Source organism: Microvirga tunisiensis, assembly GCF_009296175.1.
Classification (GTDB): Bacteria; Pseudomonadota; Alphaproteobacteria; order Rhizobiales; family Beijerinckiaceae; genus Microvirga; species Microvirga tunisiensis.
Map to the genome: position 1 here is coordinate 1 of NZ_VOSK01000153.1, position 15515 is coordinate 15515.

At 62.6% G+C, this 15515-nt stretch carries 11 protein-coding genes and 3 pseudogenes; 6 read left to right on the forward strand and 8 right to left on the reverse strand.

All coding sequences use genetic code 11. From position 1 onward, the window contains the following. The first annotated feature begins 481 nt into the window (after nucleotides 1-481). Together FS320_RS26145 and FS320_RS26150 are read left to right on the forward strand one after the other, a co-directional pair. Complete coding sequence (locus FS320_RS26145) at nucleotides 482-1606, forward strand: TAXI family TRAP transporter solute-binding subunit (protein WP_162003244.1); 1125 nt, start codon at nucleotides 482-484, stop codon at nucleotides 1604-1606. A gap of 47 nt (nucleotides 1607-1653) precedes the next feature. Beyond that, entirely contained in the window at nucleotides 1654-2070 is a 417-nt protein-coding gene (locus FS320_RS26150) for a DUF5602 domain-containing protein (protein ID WP_152714876.1), read from the forward strand. Between the two features lie 302 nt (nucleotides 2071-2372). On the opposite strand, the gene uvrA is transcribed toward FS320_RS26150, so the two are convergent. The 3 genes from uvrA to FS320_RS26165 form a co-directional block, all read right to left on the reverse strand. After that, nucleotides 2373-4871, reverse strand: a complete 2499-nt coding sequence (gene uvrA, locus FS320_RS26155; RefSeq protein WP_244627388.1) for an excinuclease ABC subunit UvrA — start codon at nucleotides 4869-4871, stop codon at nucleotides 2373-2375. Nucleotides 4872-5385: 514 nt separating this feature from the next. Continuing rightward, on the reverse strand, nucleotides 5386-6183 hold the full coding sequence (locus FS320_RS26160; RefSeq protein ID WP_152714880.1) for an adenylate/guanylate cyclase domain-containing protein: 798 nt from the start codon (nucleotides 6181-6183) through the stop codon (nucleotides 5386-5388). Next, nucleotides 6168-6641, reverse strand: coding sequence for a hypothetical protein (locus FS320_RS26165; RefSeq protein WP_152714881.1), 474 nt, complete (start codon nucleotides 6639-6641; stop codon nucleotides 6168-6170). Before FS320_RS26165 ends, FS320_RS26160 begins: the two co-directional genes overlap by 16 nt. A gap of 103 nt (nucleotides 6642-6744) precedes the next feature. On the opposite strand from FS320_RS26165, the gene FS320_RS26170 reads away from it, so the two are divergent. Then, entirely contained in the window at nucleotides 6745-7674 is a 930-nt protein-coding gene (locus tag FS320_RS26170) for an ABC transporter substrate-binding protein (RefSeq protein WP_152714883.1), read from the forward strand. Between the two features lie 299 nt (nucleotides 7675-7973). Next, nucleotides 7974-8348, forward strand: a pseudogene (locus FS320_RS26175) (nuclear transport factor 2 family protein); the annotation flags it as partial. 3 nt (nucleotides 8349-8351) lie between these two features. Here FS320_RS26175 and FS320_RS26180 read toward each other — a convergent pair. Both FS320_RS26180 and FS320_RS26185 read right to left on the reverse strand, forming a co-directional pair. Further along, nucleotides 8352-9332, reverse strand: a pseudogene (locus FS320_RS26180) (IS481 family transposase); the annotation flags it as partial. A gap of 460 nt (nucleotides 9333-9792) precedes the next feature. Next, the gene (locus FS320_RS26185) at nucleotides 9793-10581 is read right to left on the reverse strand and encodes a bestrophin-like domain (RefSeq protein WP_162003245.1); all 789 of its coding nucleotides are present in this window, start codon (nucleotides 10579-10581) and stop codon (nucleotides 9793-9795) included. A gap of 693 nt (nucleotides 10582-11274) precedes the next feature. Here FS320_RS26185 and FS320_RS26190 point away from each other — a divergent pair. Then, a complete protein-coding gene (locus tag FS320_RS26190) occupies nucleotides 11275-11526 on the forward strand; it encodes a hypothetical protein (RefSeq protein ID WP_152714887.1) in 252 nt (83 codons plus the stop codon). A gap of 5 nt (nucleotides 11527-11531) precedes the next feature. Further along, nucleotides 11532-12338: a DUF72 domain-containing protein gene (locus FS320_RS26195; protein ID WP_152714889.1), complete on the forward strand. Its 807-nt coding sequence runs from the start codon at nucleotides 11532-11534 to the stop codon at nucleotides 12336-12338. A 111-nt stretch (nucleotides 12339-12449) separates the two neighbouring features. Here FS320_RS26195 and FS320_RS50885 read toward each other — a convergent pair whose 3' ends face one another. The 3 genes and pseudogenes from FS320_RS50885 to FS320_RS26205 all read right to left on the reverse strand — a co-directional run bounded on the left by FS320_RS50885 (nucleotide 12450) and on the right by FS320_RS26205 (nucleotide 15280). Further along, nucleotides 12450-14042, reverse strand: a complete 1593-nt coding sequence (locus tag FS320_RS50885; RefSeq protein ID WP_152714891.1) for a PAS domain S-box protein — start codon at nucleotides 14040-14042, stop codon at nucleotides 12450-12452. A 39-nt stretch (nucleotides 14043-14081) separates the two neighbouring features. Next, nucleotides 14082-14936 (reverse strand): annotated as a pseudogene (locus FS320_RS50890) (PAS domain-containing protein); the annotation flags it as partial. Continuing rightward, complete coding sequence (locus FS320_RS26205; RefSeq protein ID WP_192926340.1) at nucleotides 14918-15280, reverse strand: hypothetical protein; 363 nt, start codon at nucleotides 15278-15280, stop codon at nucleotides 14918-14920. The pseudogene FS320_RS50890 and the gene FS320_RS26205, both read right to left, overlap by 19 nt. Nucleotides 15281-15515 lie beyond the last annotated feature (235 nt).

Here is a 15515-nt window from a genome sequence, read left to right on the forward strand (position 1 = left end):
CGCTGGCTTGGGTGCATCGGCGCGGATCCCGCACCCGATCCGAAGCGCCCAAATCCCCATAGATGAGCGCGGCACTCGCGGCGCCCAACCGTTCCGCGGGTTCCTTCCCTGGAGGCTTCCGGACGCCAGCCCCGGTGCACGTGGTTGCGTCTGCGACGGGCCGGCATCCGAAACCCTACACAACAGCCGACGTTTCCGCCAAGCCGATAGCGGCCACGAGCGTGTTGATCGTGCAATCCTGAAGCCGGGTGGTGGGATGGCGCTCCAGGCCTCCGCTGTGCCCAGGAAATGGCGCCCAACAGTCTTTCTATTGGCTAAGCTAAGCTCAGCTCACCTTCATAGGCGACCCACAGAGGGGCTTGTGAACTCTGATTCCGGTCCCACGCCCCAAATTATCCCTAAAACCCCAACATAATTGGGTTCAACACACCGGGAGGCCAAGATGGTTCCTGATAGTGTAGCCCGATTTTCGAGGTTTGGAGTGGCTGCCGTGCTTCTCCTTATAGTGGAGCTAATCCCGTCGCTGGTGATGGCGCAAAATCCACCTTCAACACCCGTTTCCAAACAAGCCGCACCTGCTCGGGACCCGAACACGATCGGGATTGTTGGAGGAGGCCCTGAGGAGGATGCTCTCCGGTTTGTCAACGAAATCGCGAAAGTCATTGCGAGCGGGCAGGAGACTGGTCCGAAGGGAGAGCTGGCGTTGCGCGTTCTCCCGTTTGTGGGCCGTGGCGGCGTTCACGACGTTCGTGATGTCCTTTCGCTTCCCGGCGTGGACATGACGATCACGCCGGAGCTCATGCTCACCCGTTTGCAGGAGAGTAAAGAGCTTGGAGATCTCAAGAGCAGGCTCGTCTACATTACCAAACTCTTCAATGAAGAGTTCCATGTCATAGCGCGACAGGACATTCGGCAAGTTTCCGATCTCGCTGACAAGCCGGTCAATCTGGGGGGGTACGGCAGCAGCGTTGAGGACATCGCGCGCGATCTCTTCAGGGCGCTTGGTGTCAAGGTCTCGGAGGTTCACTTAGGACATGATGAGGCCTTGGAAGAGATGCGGCAAGGGAGGGTTGCTGCGACGGCTTTCCTAGCCGCGAAGCCAGCAGCCATGGTGGAGCGCCTCATAGGCGATAGTGGATTTCATCTGATCCCAATCCCAGTTGCCGCGGATGCAACGCTCTATTTGCCGACCACCCTCCGCCATGAAGACTATCCAAAGCTCATCCCAACAGGAGAGAGAGTAGAGACTGTCGCCGTAGGGACAGTTCTCATCGCCTATAACTGGCCGGAGAAGAGCAGCCGCTACCGATTGCTGGGTACTTTCGTTGATGCGTTCTTCTCCCGCTTCTCTGAATTCCAAGCGCCCTCACGACATCCTAAGTGGCAGGAGGTTAATCTTGCCGCCACCTTGCCACGCTGGAAGCGGTTCCAGCCTGCTGAGCGCTGGCTTCAGAGTTCACAAGCTCGACGCCCAGGCACTGCTGCCACGGGTTCGGTGTCGCAATCTGACACTTCCTCTAAGATGGCACCGGAAGGGCGGGACGCCGAAACCGAGCGCTTATTCGAAGAATTCCTGCATTGGCGCGAACAACGAGGAAGACGTTGAAGAAGCAGTCGTGGCAAGAGGCGCAGCGAGCGTGAGGGATGGTAGCCATGTGGAAGCAGTTGATGGCCGCGGGTATGCTGGCGGTTTTGACGTCTTCGGCGGTTGAGGCACAGACACCTTCAACATCTTTAGGCCCCCCGCCCCGTGGTTTTAAGAGGGTCAGCGATCTCGTGAAGATTCCCCGCTTCCTGCCTGGGCTGGGTGTGCTTTACGTCCGACCCGAGACTCTGCCAGCGGGACCGTTTCTCGCCTACGACCGGCAGGGACGGCGGGTGAGCACTGTCTACATGATCCCGGTTGAGGATATTGGAAACCGGAAGAAGTTCGACCTCGCAGGGTTCGCGGGCGGGAACGATCATGTGTCCGTGTACTTCAACGAAGGCCACCCCGGTGTAGAGGTGCCCCACTACCATGTTGTTATTTGGCATGTGAACAAGCGGGGTGAGGCTCGAGTAGCCAAGTAAGGCTGTCGATCCGGGTCTAGAGATGAAGAAGCTTCCGCTTTGGGTCAAACATTCACGTTCCGACCCTCTCGATGAATGTCAGCTTTTACCGGCGGAAGCGAACCTCGTCTTTGATCCGAGGAGTGGCAGAAGAGGGCTACCGGATCTGCCACGAGGAAACGTTCAAGCTCGGCGCCGTGATAGCCGGCTTCGGCCAAGCCGGTGAGTTGGAGTACAATAGCGCTTTGATCCCGAAGTCGGATTGGGACGCTGTGATGCCCCTCATGAGCCTTTGTCCGAGGCATCCGATGGATTGAAGTGCATCAAACGAGAGCTTGTGACAAATAAGGTGCCGTACGGCTGTCCGATGCTTTTGCCACTTGGACCGGCGGACCTGATGCAACCACCTGCCCGCCCTCGTCGCCGGCCCCCGGACCGAGATCCATGACCCAGTCGCTTCGCGCGGCAACGCGCATGTCATGCTCGACCACGATGACAGTGTTGCCAGCTTCGACCAACCCATCGAGTTGAGCCACGAGCCTCTCAACGTCGGCGGGATGCAATCCGGTCGTCGGCTCATCGAGGACGTAGAGCGTATCGCCGCGCTGGATCCGTTGAAGCTCGGTCGCAAGCTTGATCCGCTGCGCCTCCCCGCCGGACAACTCGGTCGCGGGTTGGCCAAGCCGCAGATAACCCAACCCCACCTCGCGCACGATCGTGAGCGATCGATGCAAAGGCGGTTCGTCGGCAAAGAACTCCCAGGCTGCATCGACGGTCATTTCGAGCACGTCGGCGATGGACTTATCTCGAAATTTGATCTTAAGCGTATCGGTATTGTACCGGGCCCCATGGCAGGTCGGGCATGGGGCGTAGACGCTCGGCAGGAACAGCAGCTCGACCATCACGAAGCCGTCACCTTCGCAATGCGGACAGCGGCCCTTGGCGACGTTAAAGGAAAAGCGTCCCGCATCGTAGCGACGGACGCGTGCCTGCTTGGTTGCGGCAAACAGCTTCCGGACATGATCGAAAAGACCGGTATAGGTTGCGAGGTTCGAACGCGGCGTGCGTCCGATCGGCTTCTGATCGACCCGCACCAAGCGCTTGATCCCTTCCATGCCACTGATGATCCGGCCTTCGCTGGCCCTTGTCGCTGCCCGCTCAAGTTCCTCGCCTTCATCTTCCGGCTCAGGGATATCGTGACCCAGATGCTCCGCCACTAATTCAACCAGCGCCTGGCTGACCAAGCTCGATTTGCCCGAGCCGGATACGCCTGTCACGGTCGTGAGCACGCCTAACGGGAATGCGACGTCGAGCCCGTGCAGATTGTTGCGTGTAACCCCAGCGAGGCGCAGCCAGCCTTTCGGTGAGCGCGCTTCCCGAGACGGGAGGGAGCTTTCGCCGAACAGGAAACGCTGGGTCTGCGAGGCCTCGACCTGCCTGAGCCCATCCGGCGGACCGCTATAGATCACACGGCCTCCCCGCTCTCCCGCGCCAGGGCCGACATCGACGATCCAGTCGGCGTGACGGATGACATCGAGATTGTGCTCGACCACGAACTGCGAATTTCCGGACGCCTTTAGCTGTCCGAGCGCATTCAGCAGCGCCTCCGTATCCGCTGGATGAAGCCCGGCCGATGGCTCGTCGAGCACATAGACCACGCCGAAGAGATTGGAGCGTACCTGCGTGGCGAGCCGCAGCCGTTGGAGCTCGCCGGGCGAAAGCGTCGGGGTGCTGCGGTCGATGGCAAGATAGCCGAGCCCGAGATCGAGCATGACGCTGAGCCGGGCGACAAGATCGTGCGCGATGCGCTGCGCGACCATCGCCTTTTCCGGATGCTCCGCCTCGATCTTCGCCATCCGCGGGGCCGTCCCGTCCGCATAGGGCCGGAAGATGTCGGCGAGACGGGCGAGCGGCAGACTGGAGATGTCGGCGATGTCCAGTCCCGCGAACTTGACGGACAGGGATTCCGGGCGCAGGCGCTTGCCGTGGCAGAGTGGGCATTCGGTGCTCACCATGTATTGCGCCACTCGCCGCTTCATCAGCGGACTCTGCGTGGTGGCAAAAGTGTGCAGCACATGGCGCTTGGCGCTCGTAAACGTTCCCTGATAAGCCGGCTCCTCCTTGCGCTTGAGCGCGCGCCGAACCTCCTGCTGCGTATATCCGGGATAGACTGGGACAGTCGGCTGCTCATCGGTAAAAAGAAGCCAGTTGCGATCCTTCTTGGGCATGTCCCGCCAGGGCCGATCCACGTCAAAGCCGAGCGTGGTCGCGATGTCGCGCAGGTTCTGGCCATGCCAAGCGGTTGGCCAGGCGGCAATCGCCCGCTCGCGAATGGTCAGTGTGTCGTCCGGCACCATCGATCGCTCGGTGACCTCGTAGATCCTACCCAGCCCATGGCACCGGGGACAGGCCCCCTCCGGCGTATTGGGCGAGAACGACTCGGCATAGAGGATCGCCTGGCCGCGCGGATAGTCGCCGGCCCGGGAGTAAAGCATGCGCAGCAGGTTGGACAAGGTCGTGACGCTGCCCACCGAGGAGCGCGTGGTGGGCGAACCGCGCTGCTGCTGAAGCGCGACGGCAGGCGGCAGACCTTCGATGTCGTCCACATCGGGAACCGGCATTTGATGGAACAGTCGTCTGGCGTAGGGCGAGACCGACTCAAGATATCGGCGCTGCGCCTCGGCATAGAGGGTTCCGAAGGCCAGCGACGACTTTCCGGAGCCGGACACGCCTGTAAACACCACGAGGGCGTCGCGAGGAATTTCGAGATCGATATTCTTGAGATTGTGTTCGCGGGCTCCACGGACGCGGACGAATCCCATTCTTTCCTGCACGGCCGTCGGTAAATGGGGCTCAAGATCTTTCTGCATCGGGCGGCCTGATGAAATGTTGGATCCGCGCAAATCTAGAGTGATCTAATGCTCCCGCCAGAGGAATAGCTTCCAGTTATGCGCGGTGGAGCCTCACGGTACGTGCCACCTGGAAATTGGCCGGCCATTTGGGCAGATGCTGCCGGGCGATAGGTCCGGAATGCGGCGCTCATTAAATGATAATCAACAAGGGCCACCTTGAGATCAGACTGCGAAAGCCGCAGTCCTTTTCGAAGGTCTGGAATTCCTTCTTGAGCTGACTCTCGCGCGAGAGTCAGCTCAGTGCCGATAGTGTTGATAAAGTCTGCAAGCGCAGTTTTTTGACTGTATGACATACTGGATGTTGGGACGGTTACGCCGGGCTGACGCTAATAGTTGACCCCATCAGCCACATTTTAGACTTCATCAAAATCTGCCACGACCCGACCTTTGCGTTGTCCGATTGCCATGCGCGTGGCTTCTTACGTCAGGCTCTGTGCATTCCGTAGGCGTCCGGCAGCGAGAAGGCCTCGATGGCCCGCCCAACGCCTCGGAGTTCGTGCCAGCCGAGCGACTGGAGGGGACCACCACAGAGCGATGCGGCGACGTCTGACATGACAAGGGGGACAGCGAGTGTTTTGCACTGGGCATCGAGGCGGCATACCTCGTTGACAGCAGGGCCCGTGGCCGTGAAGTCAAGCCGCCGCGCCGAACCGACGTTGCCATACATCACGTCCCCAGCATGCAGGGCAATGCCGCAGCGGATCTCGCTCGCCCCGGCCGCAGCGCGCCGGGCGTTGACGTTCCCCAGCCGGCCAAGAGCGTCGCGGGCGGCCGCAAGCGCCAGTCCATAGGCATTCGTCCCGGCTTGCGTGCCCTCCTCGAAGGGGAACATCGCCAACACGCCGTCGCCGGTGAACTTCAGGACCTCGCCGCCCTGGGCATCGACCGCGTCAACGACACAGTCAAAGTATGCATTGAGCGTAGAAAGGTAGGTCTCAAGCGAGGCACTCGCGGCCAAGGTCGTTGAGTCCCGCATGTCGCTGTAGAAGATCACGGCATGGACCTGGTGACCGTGGCCACGCTGCACATGCCTGCGCAGGACGCTCCGGCCGGTGGCGGCGCCGAGATAGGTGCCGAGGAGGATCTCCGCCATCTCAAGCGCCGCCGCAGCCTTGACCGCGACCGAGAACGGCAAAACCAGCGCCCGGAGGACATCCAACTCGCGCTCGGTAAATCCATCCCTGCGGGCGGTGCTGAAGGAGCCTGTCACGCCTTCACGCATGACGGTCCCGGGCGGCAGATCGGGCCAAGCGTCGGGTCCGCAGAACTGCCGAAGGGCTGGAAGAAAGCGAAGTAGTCGGTAAAGCCCAAGCTGCGAAGGTGACTGAGGAGCGGGAATGGGAGCGAACTCCCACGATCATTGAGCCGGAACCGCAACTCCTCTGTGCCGGTGGTCTGCATGTGCAAGAAGGGCGAGGGCAAGCGCCGGATATCCGGTTGTGTGGCGGCCTGACGTTCCGCCCGGCCCGTGTCCCGGGTCCACGTGAACGTCATGCCGTCGAACTGCGGGTGGAACACAAGGTAGGCGACCACAGCCCGATCCAGCTCGAGGCCCAGTGCAAGAGCCTCCGCGCACAAGCCTTCGAGGATCGCTTCAACAGAGGCTCCGATCAGCGCCTGCTGGTGAAGCCATGCCACGAGCGAGGCGGTCTCGCCCGAGACAGGGGGATGTGCAATCAAGGTACGGTGCCATGCCCCAGGAGCGTTGTGCAAGCGAGGCAGCGCAAGAGTAGCCTCGTTTAATCTGGCGTTGCCCAGCGGCAGCTTAATAGGGAGAGACGCCATGTTTGAGGTCCAACAGGACAGTTCGACAATCTCGCGGATCGGCGTGCTTCTCGCCGGAGATCGCACTTATCCAGGCTTCACCGCATTCAGAGAGGGGCTGGGTGAACTCGGGTACGTTGAGGGCCAGACCTTCAAGATGGAAGCGCGCTTTGCTGCGGGCCGGCTCGATCACCTACCTCGCCTTGCGGCAGAGTTGGTGGCGCTCCGAGTTGACGTGATCGCCGTGATTGGCGTCGTAACCTTCTGGGCCGCACGTCGAGCGACATCCGACATCCCCATCATCTTCACGATTGTGCTCGATCCCGTTGAGGCCGGTATGGTCACCGATGCGGATCGCCCCGGCGGGAATACTGCGGGAGTGACGAGCTTCGACCCAGGTCAAGCGAGGAGCCAGATCAGGCTTCTCAAGCAGGTGCTCCCGGGCCTCACACGGCTGGCAATCCTGGGTGATGCGGGCGTGCCGGACACGTTACCGAACCTGAACAAAGCCGCAGCCCATGCCGAGGGTCTGCGCGCTCAGGTGCTGCTGCTGGGAGGCGAGGAAGACCTCGACGGCGCCTTCGCAGCCTTCAGGGATGAAGGTGCGGACGCACTCCTATCCCTGGAGGTGCCCCGCACCAGCACCTATGGCGGGAGGATCGCCAAATTGGCGGCAGCGGCCCGGCTGCCCACCATGTTCGGCCGGGATCTGGCGCGATACGAGCCATTGCTCGCCTATGGCACGAGCCTTGCAGCAGCGGCGCGGCGTATGGCGGGGCTGGTGGACCAGGTCCTCGAAGGGGCAAAGCCCGGCGAACTGCCGATTGAATGCGCCGCGCGGCCCGAGTTGGTGGTCAACCTCAAAGTCGCCCGAGAAATCGGGATCATTGTCCCAGCCGAGATGCTCGCGCGGACCAAATCATTAGGTAAGGACCAAATCATTAGGTAAAGCCGATTGACTGCGGTCACCAGATGGCAATCGCCGAGGCTTGAAGGGTAGGCTGAAAGCAGTTCTCCAGTCTGATCCTCCGTGAGGCGGCCAAGTAGGGCTACAAACGTCCGAGTTGGGTCAAAGAGTAACGAACAGCAAATGAAATGAAGGTCCGCTCACTGCCTCATGAGCAGACCAAAGCAATTCCTCCGAGATGTGCCATTCTGAGGCCGTCATGGATGCAGCCGTTTCCATGTGAATGGCACTGAATTCCGCCATCCTAGAGTGATCGCAGGATGTACAGGTGGGAGATTGAAATGGATGATCGAGCCGTGCGGGCGGCGCTGGAGCGCCATTGGAATGCTTCGGACGCAAGCGATTTCAAGGTCGAACATGAAATCTACCGCGAAGATGCCGTACTCGATTATCCGCAATCGGGCGAGCGCATCCGCGGTCGGCAAAGTATTCAGGAGAGCCGATCCGTCCAGCCGAACAAGAAGCGCTTTACGGTCCGGCGAATGATCGGCGGCCGCGATCTGTGGGTCACTGAGTTCGTACTGACCTATGACGGGATACCATCCTACGTGGTGAGCATCATGGAATTCCGAGACGAACTGGTAGCCCACGAAACGCAATATTTCTCCGATCGGTTTGATCCTGCACCCTCGCGTGCGCATCTTGTTGAGCGAGTAGGTGTCTGGATGCGAGACCTCCTTGGCATGAGCGATGACCTGGAGGGCTGGCGGCAACGCGTCTGCATCGGGTGGCTTGTAGCGGCGGTTGGCGAGCTTCGGCTCGGCAGCCAGGCGGCTTCGCACAACCTCATCCGGGGATCGCCCCTTGAGCACGCGTTGACGTCTTCTGTTATAGGCCTGATTGAAGCCCTTGAGCAGCGTCTCGAGATCCCGATGGCTGTAGATGGTGATGCCGAGCACCTCGCGCTGCACCCGCCCGTTGAAGCGCTCCACGAGACCATTGGTTTGCGGTGTATACGGCTTGGTCCTGCGGTGCTCCAGCTTCAGCTGGCGGCAGGCCTCTTCAAAGCCATCGGCGGTAAAGCAGGATCCTCTGTCGGTGAGCACGTGCGTGATCTTGAAGGGAAACGCGCGGACCGCCTCTTTCAGGAAGGCGACCGCGCTGGTGGCCAGCTCATCGTCCTTGACGGCCAGGTGCACCCAGCGCGAGCAGCGGTCGATGGCCACATACAAATAGCGCTTGCGGCGCTCCCCGTCGGCGGTCTGCAGCTTGGGCAGGTGCTTGATGTCGATGTGCACGAAGCCGAGATCATAGTCCTTGAACGTGCCGCTCCGGCGCTGGCGCTGCTGCGCCGGGGGCAATCGTCCCAAGCCTTCCGCCTTGAGGATGCGGTAGACGGCATCGCGGTTGAGATGCGGCAGGAAATGCGTGACGATGAAGGTCAGATCGTCGAGCGGAAAGCCGGTGGCCTGGCGCAGGACGCAGACGATGGCGCGCTCCTCGTCCGTGGCTTTCCAGGGCAGCTTGTGCGGCCGGCTGGAATGGTCCTGGCAGTCCTGGGCTCCGCGCTTGCGCCACTTGCGGATGGTCTCGGTGCTCACGCTGAAGCGCTGGGCCAGCACGCCGGTGGGCTCTCTCGAGCGGGCGATCTCCTGGCGGACAGCGGGGGTGGTGCGGGCTTGCGGATGAAGGGAGTGCATCACGTCCTCCTGCGGTGAGAAGCTCGGCGTCGCAGGCCGTCAAAGCGCCAAGTGTACTCCTCAATGGCGTAACGCACCCGATCCCAACAACGTTCCGCCACCAAACAAGTTAGGCGAAAGCACGTCATATTGAGCATATGCCTTGCCTAGCGGCTCGAATGCGGGAGTAAGCTGCAAAAACGAGAATGTCCGCTAATGGGTCAGGGGCAGCTTTTGAACATGCCCGTGAGAACGTCTGCGTACCCTCGTTATCCGGAAGTTCGGCTAAGGTCAGCCCCGTGCCAAGAAGCGACGCTAGAGATCGATCGCCATTGCGGGGCTGCTGGCAGCGCGGCTACTAGGATAAAGCGGCAGAGGGAAGGCTACTATCGGTAGAAGGATTTCCACGAACGTGGAAAGATCATGCATCCTGCCATGAGCCGTTCTAGTCTTGAAGACGTGCAACGAGATCCATCGCGGATCACGGCTGAGCCTTCTCACCAAAGTCCTCCAGCACCGCCGAGAGGGCCTCCGGCTGCACCTTCACCGATCCCGCGAAGGGGTGGTTCATGGCGATGATCACAAGCAGCCCGGAGACGATCAGGAAGCACAGGATCCCTGTCATCATCGCATGACCGCGCAGGTTCTCGGTGCCAAAGAACAGGGTGAAGCCGATCGTCAGGACGGCGCCGCCGAAGAGCACGAACCAGAGCACCCCAGGGACTGCGCCGGAGGCCAGGACGAGCCTTGTGCGGCGGGCTTCGGTCAGGCCGTCAAGCTGGCGGAGAGCCTCGGCCAAAATGGCCGTTCCGCGGCCGTCGCTGGGGGTGAACGTCAGCAGGGCTGCGTAGGTGGCGTCCAGCCCGCGCGTCACCGCGTGGCTTGACCCGCTCCGCTCCATGGCAGGCCAGTCCTCGGCGATGGCTGCTCTCACGTAGCGGGTTAACCCGTCGCGGAGGGCAGCACCGGGATCACCCCCGATGCCCTCCGCCAGACGGTAGAGGGTCGCTGCGGCGCCGGCTTCCTGGGCGGCCGCGTGCTCTGCCTCGCTGAACTTTTCCCAGACGATGATGACGGCGAAGGCCAGCAGCACGGCATAAAGCACACCGACGGTCGCAAATGTGAAGCCGGCCACCTCGTTGTTGATCCGGAGCCGGTCCGAGCTGACGTGCCGGCGAACGAAGGCGGGAGCGGCCATGGCGATGAGCGTTGCCCCGCCGACGAGAAGGACGCCAGACAGCCATAGTGGCAGGGTGGTCAGGAGTGCCATGGGTCGACCCGTTCCGGTCAAGGTGAATATGACGGATAGGAGCAACTGTGCGCAAGCAGCAACGGCCTTGCTGCGGGAGGCCATTGACGGCTATGCAGGAGTACCACCAAGCCGAACCGCCCTTCCAGCCCAACTCCAGCCACACTGGCGATAAACGCCTACGCCTGAACGACCGCTCAGGGTCAAAATTGCACGTTCCGACTGCTTAACGAACGTCGGCACTTGAGTGTCGAAGCGGACCAAACGCTTACGTCGCAGGAGTGCCAGGAGCGGCCATTCGCATTCATTCGGATGTGCGGCAGCTTTGTCGGCCCAAGTCAATGTTCGAACGAAAAAGCCCAGGCTCCGGGGCGAACGGGCGGGATGCCTTCGCATCTCCTGCCTCGCCAGCTACGGGCCTGGGCTGATCGGGTACCAGACGGGCGCCTGCATCGTCAGGCAGGCGCAGGAATGGACCGGGCCGGAGTACATCCGTCCGTGCACGGTCCCATCGAAGCCGGCGGTGACGCCCGCCGCTTGCGAAATCCACAACAATGTCCGCTGGGGTAACGCTGATATGGGGACGGAAGCCTGCTTCTGCAAGGGCTTACACCTCAGCCGGACCGGAACGGCCCGCCACCTGCTTGCGTTGGCAGAGTAAGTCTTTTCCGATGATCGGAGTTTCCAATCAGCCCAAGCGACAGCGCTCCGCCCATGCCCGCCGACCCTGACACCAGCCCCCTCGACCAGATCATGGCCCTCGCGCGCGAGATCATCGACGAGTGCCCCTCCTGCGGCGGCAAGGCCTCGCAGATCGCCATGTGGGCCCGTGAGATCCGGGAGCGCCGCCCAAGCCGAGAGGAACTGGAGGCGCTCGTGGATGCCACCTGCAGAGGCTCCGTGCCCGACCACCAGCGCAAGCTCCTGATCGAAGGCCTGCGGGCCCTTGTCCGCTTTGCCGAGTGAGCGGCATGCGGGCCCTATCCAATCCGGACCACCTGACGTCCCGAGGCTCCGATCCGCCCACCGGCGGAGCGGTTGCCACCATCCGGATCGGCACCGCGGCCTGGAGCATCCCGAAGGAGCATGCAGCCCCCTTTCCGGTGACGGGATCCCACCTGGAGCGCTACGGCGCCGTCCTCAACGCGGTGGAGATCAACTCATCCTTCTACCGCCCACATCGGCCAGCCACCTACGAGCGCTGGGCAGCCTCGGTGCCGGAGGGTTTCCGCTTCGCCGTGAAGATCCCGAAGGCCATCACCCACGAGCGCCGGCTCAAGGACGTCAGCGACCTGCTGGATCGGTTCCTGTCGGAGGTGAGCGGCCTCGGACCCAAGCTCGGGCCGCTGCTGGTCCAACTGCCCCCGAGCCTGAGCTTCCAGCACGGCATTGCCGACCGGTTCCTGAGCCAGCTGAGGAGCCGGGTTGAGGGCGGCATCGTCTGCGAGCCCCGCCATGCCTCCTGGTTCACGCCCGAGGTCGACGCCCTGCTCGACGAGCTTCGGATCGCCCGTGTCGCGGCCGACCCAGCCCCAGTCCCCGGTGCTGACGAGCCGGGCGGCTGTCGCAGCCTGTCATACTACCGGCTGCACGGTTCGCCAAAGATCTACTACTCCGCCTACAGCCAAGAATATCTCGCAGCCATCGCCGAGGTGCTCGCCCGGGATGCCGCAATCGGCGTCGAAACCTGGTGCATCTTCGACAACACGGCGGCTTTTGCGGCAACGGGTGATGCACTCACGACCAGACACATGGTGCTGGATCGGGTCGAACCATGACGCGCATCATACCAACCGCCGCACCTCGTTCCGGGATATCCCGTGAGGGGACCCTCGAAAGCCCTACTCGGATCAAAGGGTTGGACCTCCAAGATCCAGCTCTTTGGGTCGTCAGCCGCGCCTTTGTGTCATCCGCCGCAGCACCCGTGACACGTCCTCGACGGCATACGGCTTGTGCAGCAGCTCGAAGCCGTGGCGCCCCTCCTCCGCCAGGACGTGGCTGTAGCCGGACGTCAACACCACCGGAAGGTTTGGGTAGTGCTGCCGGATTTCCCGCCCCAGCTCGACCCCGCTCATGCCGGGCATGACCACGTCCGAGAACACCACGTCAAACCGGCGGGCATCTTCCTCCAGCAGCTTGAGAGCCTCGCTGGCGTTCGCCGCCCAGGTGGTTTCGTAGCCGAGGTCCTGGAGAAGCTGGGTCGAGAACCGGCCCACCTCGATGTTGTCCTCGACCACCAGCACCCGGCAGCCACGACCGTCTTCCTCTTGGCCATTCCAGTGCCCGCGGCCTGCGGCACCATCCCGTTCAACCTCCCGCTCAACCTTCTGCAGGTAGAGGGTGAAGGTCGTGCCCTTCCCGAGCTCACTGTCGACAGCGACATCGCCGCCGGACTGTTTGGCGAAGCCGTAGACCTGGCTCAGGCCCAAGCCCGTGCCCTTTCCGACCTCCTTGGTGGTGAAGAAGGGTTCGAAGATCTGGCCGAGCTGATCGGCCGGGATGCCCGATCCGGTGTCGCTGATCGACACCGCCACGAACCGGCCGGGGCTGCCGGCATGGCCCCGGATCGACGGCATCTCGGCCAGGGCATCGACCTGCACCGTCAGAGTGCCTTCCCCGTTCATGGCATCGCGGGCGTTCACCGCCATGTTCACGAGCGCCGTCTCGAACTGGACGATGTCCGCCTCGACGGAGCAGGGCTCGCAGGCCGTGTCCGTCTCAATCCGGATGCGGCTGCCCACGATGGTGCGCAGCATGTCTGTGATCGCCTCAATCCGCTCAGGGACGTCGAACACCTCGGGCTTGAGTGCCTGCCGCCTCGCAAAGGCCAGCAACTGCCCCGTGAGCTTGGCGGCCCGGTCCACGGTGTCGGTGATCGCATCGATGTAGCGGCGTCGACGCTCCTCGGGCAGGTTGGGCCGGCGCAGGAACTCGACCGACGAGCGGATGATGGTAAGCAGGTTGTTGAAGTCGTGCGCCACGCCGCCCGTGAGCTGCCCGACCGCCTCCAGCTTCTGCGACTGGCGCAGGGCCGCCTCGGACCTTTCCCGCTCAGTGACGGCGTGGAGCACGCGGCTTTCCAGCTCCTCGTTCAGCCGGCGCAGAGCCGCCTCGGTCTCCTTGCGGTCGGTGATGTCGACAACGAACTCGACGAACTCGTCGCCGACCTTACGTGACGCGAACAGCCCCCACCAGCGCGAGCCGTCCCGGCGGAAGTATTGCTTTTCGTACGGGGAGGCTTCGCCGCGGGTGGTTACCTGCTCGATGGCCCGCCAGGACTCGGGATGGAACTCCTCGGGCGTGAGTTCCTGCCAGGTCTTGCCGACCGCCTCATCGCGACTGAAGCCGGTCATGCGCAGGAAGGCGTCATTCACCTCGGTCAGGCTGAAGTCCTTGTCCCAGAACAGCACGCCGACTGTGCTGATGGCAAAGGCGGTCCTCAGACGCTCCTCGCTCAGGCGCAGCGCCTCCTCAGCCTGCATCCGCTCGCTGACGTTGCGATAGAAGGCAGCCACCCCGCCCGGCACTGGGTAGATGCGCAGCGCCAGCCAGCTATCGTAGTCTGTGGTCGGATCCTGGTAGTGATGGGTGAGTTCCACCGGCACGCGCTCGGTCATCGCCCGGCGGTAGGCCGCCTCGACCGGAGTGCCGACCGAGGCGGGGAATGCCTCCCAGTGTGTCTTGCCGAGGAGTTCCTGCTCCATACGGCCGTCGAGCCGCAGGCCCTCGGCATTGATCTCGGCGATGCGATACTCCTCGTCGAGGACGAGGAAGCCCTCGCCCATGGCCGCCAGCACGCTGGTGTAGCGCGCATTGCTCGCGTCGATGGCGGTCCGTGCGAGGTGCGCTTCGGTGACGTCGTGGCCCTCGCAGAAGATCCCGGTGACCTGGCCGGCCTCATCCCGCACGGGCTCGTAGATGAAGTCGAGGAAGCGCTCCTCCACGACCGCACCGGGCGAGCGCTGAAGGCGGATCGGCAGGTGATGGGCGACGAAGCGCTCGCCGGTTTTGTAGACCTGGTCGAGCCGCTCGAAGAAGCCTTGGCCTTCGATCTCGGGGAAGACCTCGCGCGCATTCCGTCCAACGAAGTCACGGTCGCCGAACAGGCGCCGGTAGGCCTGGTTGACGAACTCGAAGGTGTGCTCCGGCTGGGTCAGGATCGCCACGAAGCCGGGCGCCTGCTCGAACAGCCGCCGCTGGCGCTCGGTCTCGGCCGCAAGGCGCCGCTCGGCCATGATCTGGCCCGTGATCTCGGTACAGGGGCAGAAGAAGCCGGCAATGGCGCCGCTCTCATCCTGCACGGGCGTGTAGGAGAATGAGAAGTGTGTCTCCTCCGGGTAGCCGCGGCGCTCCATGATCAGGGTGATGTCGTCCATGTGGACGGACTTACCCCCGTAGGCCTGCTGACAATGGGCAGGAGGTCGGCACGGATCTCATGCCAGACGTTCAGGAAGTCGTGGCCCAGTGCGGCGGGATGCTTGCGCGCCAGGATCTCGGCATAGGCATCGTTGTAGAGCACCGTGCGCTCCGCGCCCCAAGCGATGAACATCGGCTGATTGGATCCGAGCATGACCCCGACCAGGGTCTTGAGGCCGTGCGGCCAGCTGTCCGGTGATCCGAGCGGGGTCACCCTCCAATCGTGGGCACGGATGAGCGCTCCCATCTCGCCACCACCCGAGAGGAAGTCCAGGCTGGTATTCGGTCCCAACTTACCGTGCATAGCGTTTGGTCTCGTTACAGCGCCTCACGACCGCAGGTCATCGCCCCGCCCCGAGAGGGCCAGCCTGGCCTTTGACATGAGTTTGTTAGAGCGCGTTGACATTCAGGCTTTCGACGGACTCGCAAATCTGATTCAAGCTCCTTTTGGGCGCGGAGGCTTGGGTGAGCGGAGTTCGTCTGATGTTGAAAGATCACCAGTGGGATCGGATGGAGCCGCATTTGCCGGGCAAACGCAT

What these genes read in the sequence shown, in the direction of transcription:
- FS320_RS26150 (WP_152714876.1), top strand. Translation starts at nt 1,654, where the DNA reads ATGTGGAAGCAGTTGATGGCCGCGGGTATGCTGGCGGTTTTGACGTCT.
- uvrA (WP_244627388.1), bottom strand. Translation starts at nt 4,871, where the DNA reads ATGGGATTCGTCCGCGTCCGTGGAGCCCGCGAACACAATCTCAAGAAT.
- FS320_RS26160 (WP_152714880.1), bottom strand. Translation starts at nt 6,183, where the DNA reads ATGCGTGAAGGCGTGACAGGCTCCTTCAGCACCGCCCGCAGGGATGGA.
- FS320_RS26170 (WP_152714883.1), top strand. Translation starts at nt 6,745, where the DNA reads ATGTTTGAGGTCCAACAGGACAGTTCGACAATCTCGCGGATCGGCGTG.
- FS320_RS26185 (WP_162003245.1), bottom strand. Translation starts at nt 10,581, where the DNA reads ATGGCACTCCTGACCACCCTGCCACTATGGCTGTCTGGCGTCCTTCTC.
- FS320_RS26190 (WP_152714887.1), top strand. Translation starts at nt 11,275, where the DNA reads ATGCCCGCCGACCCTGACACCAGCCCCCTCGACCAGATCATGGCCCTC.
- FS320_RS26195 (WP_152714889.1), top strand. Translation starts at nt 11,532, where the DNA reads ATGCGGGCCCTATCCAATCCGGACCACCTGACGTCCCGAGGCTCCGAT.
- FS320_RS50885 (WP_152714891.1), bottom strand. Translation starts at nt 14,042, where the DNA reads ATGCAGGCTGAGGAGGCGCTGCGCCTGAGCGAGGAGCGTCTGAGGACC.
- FS320_RS26205 (WP_192926340.1), bottom strand. Translation starts at nt 15,280, where the DNA reads ATGCACGGTAAGTTGGGACCGAATACCAGCCTGGACTTCCTCTCGGGT.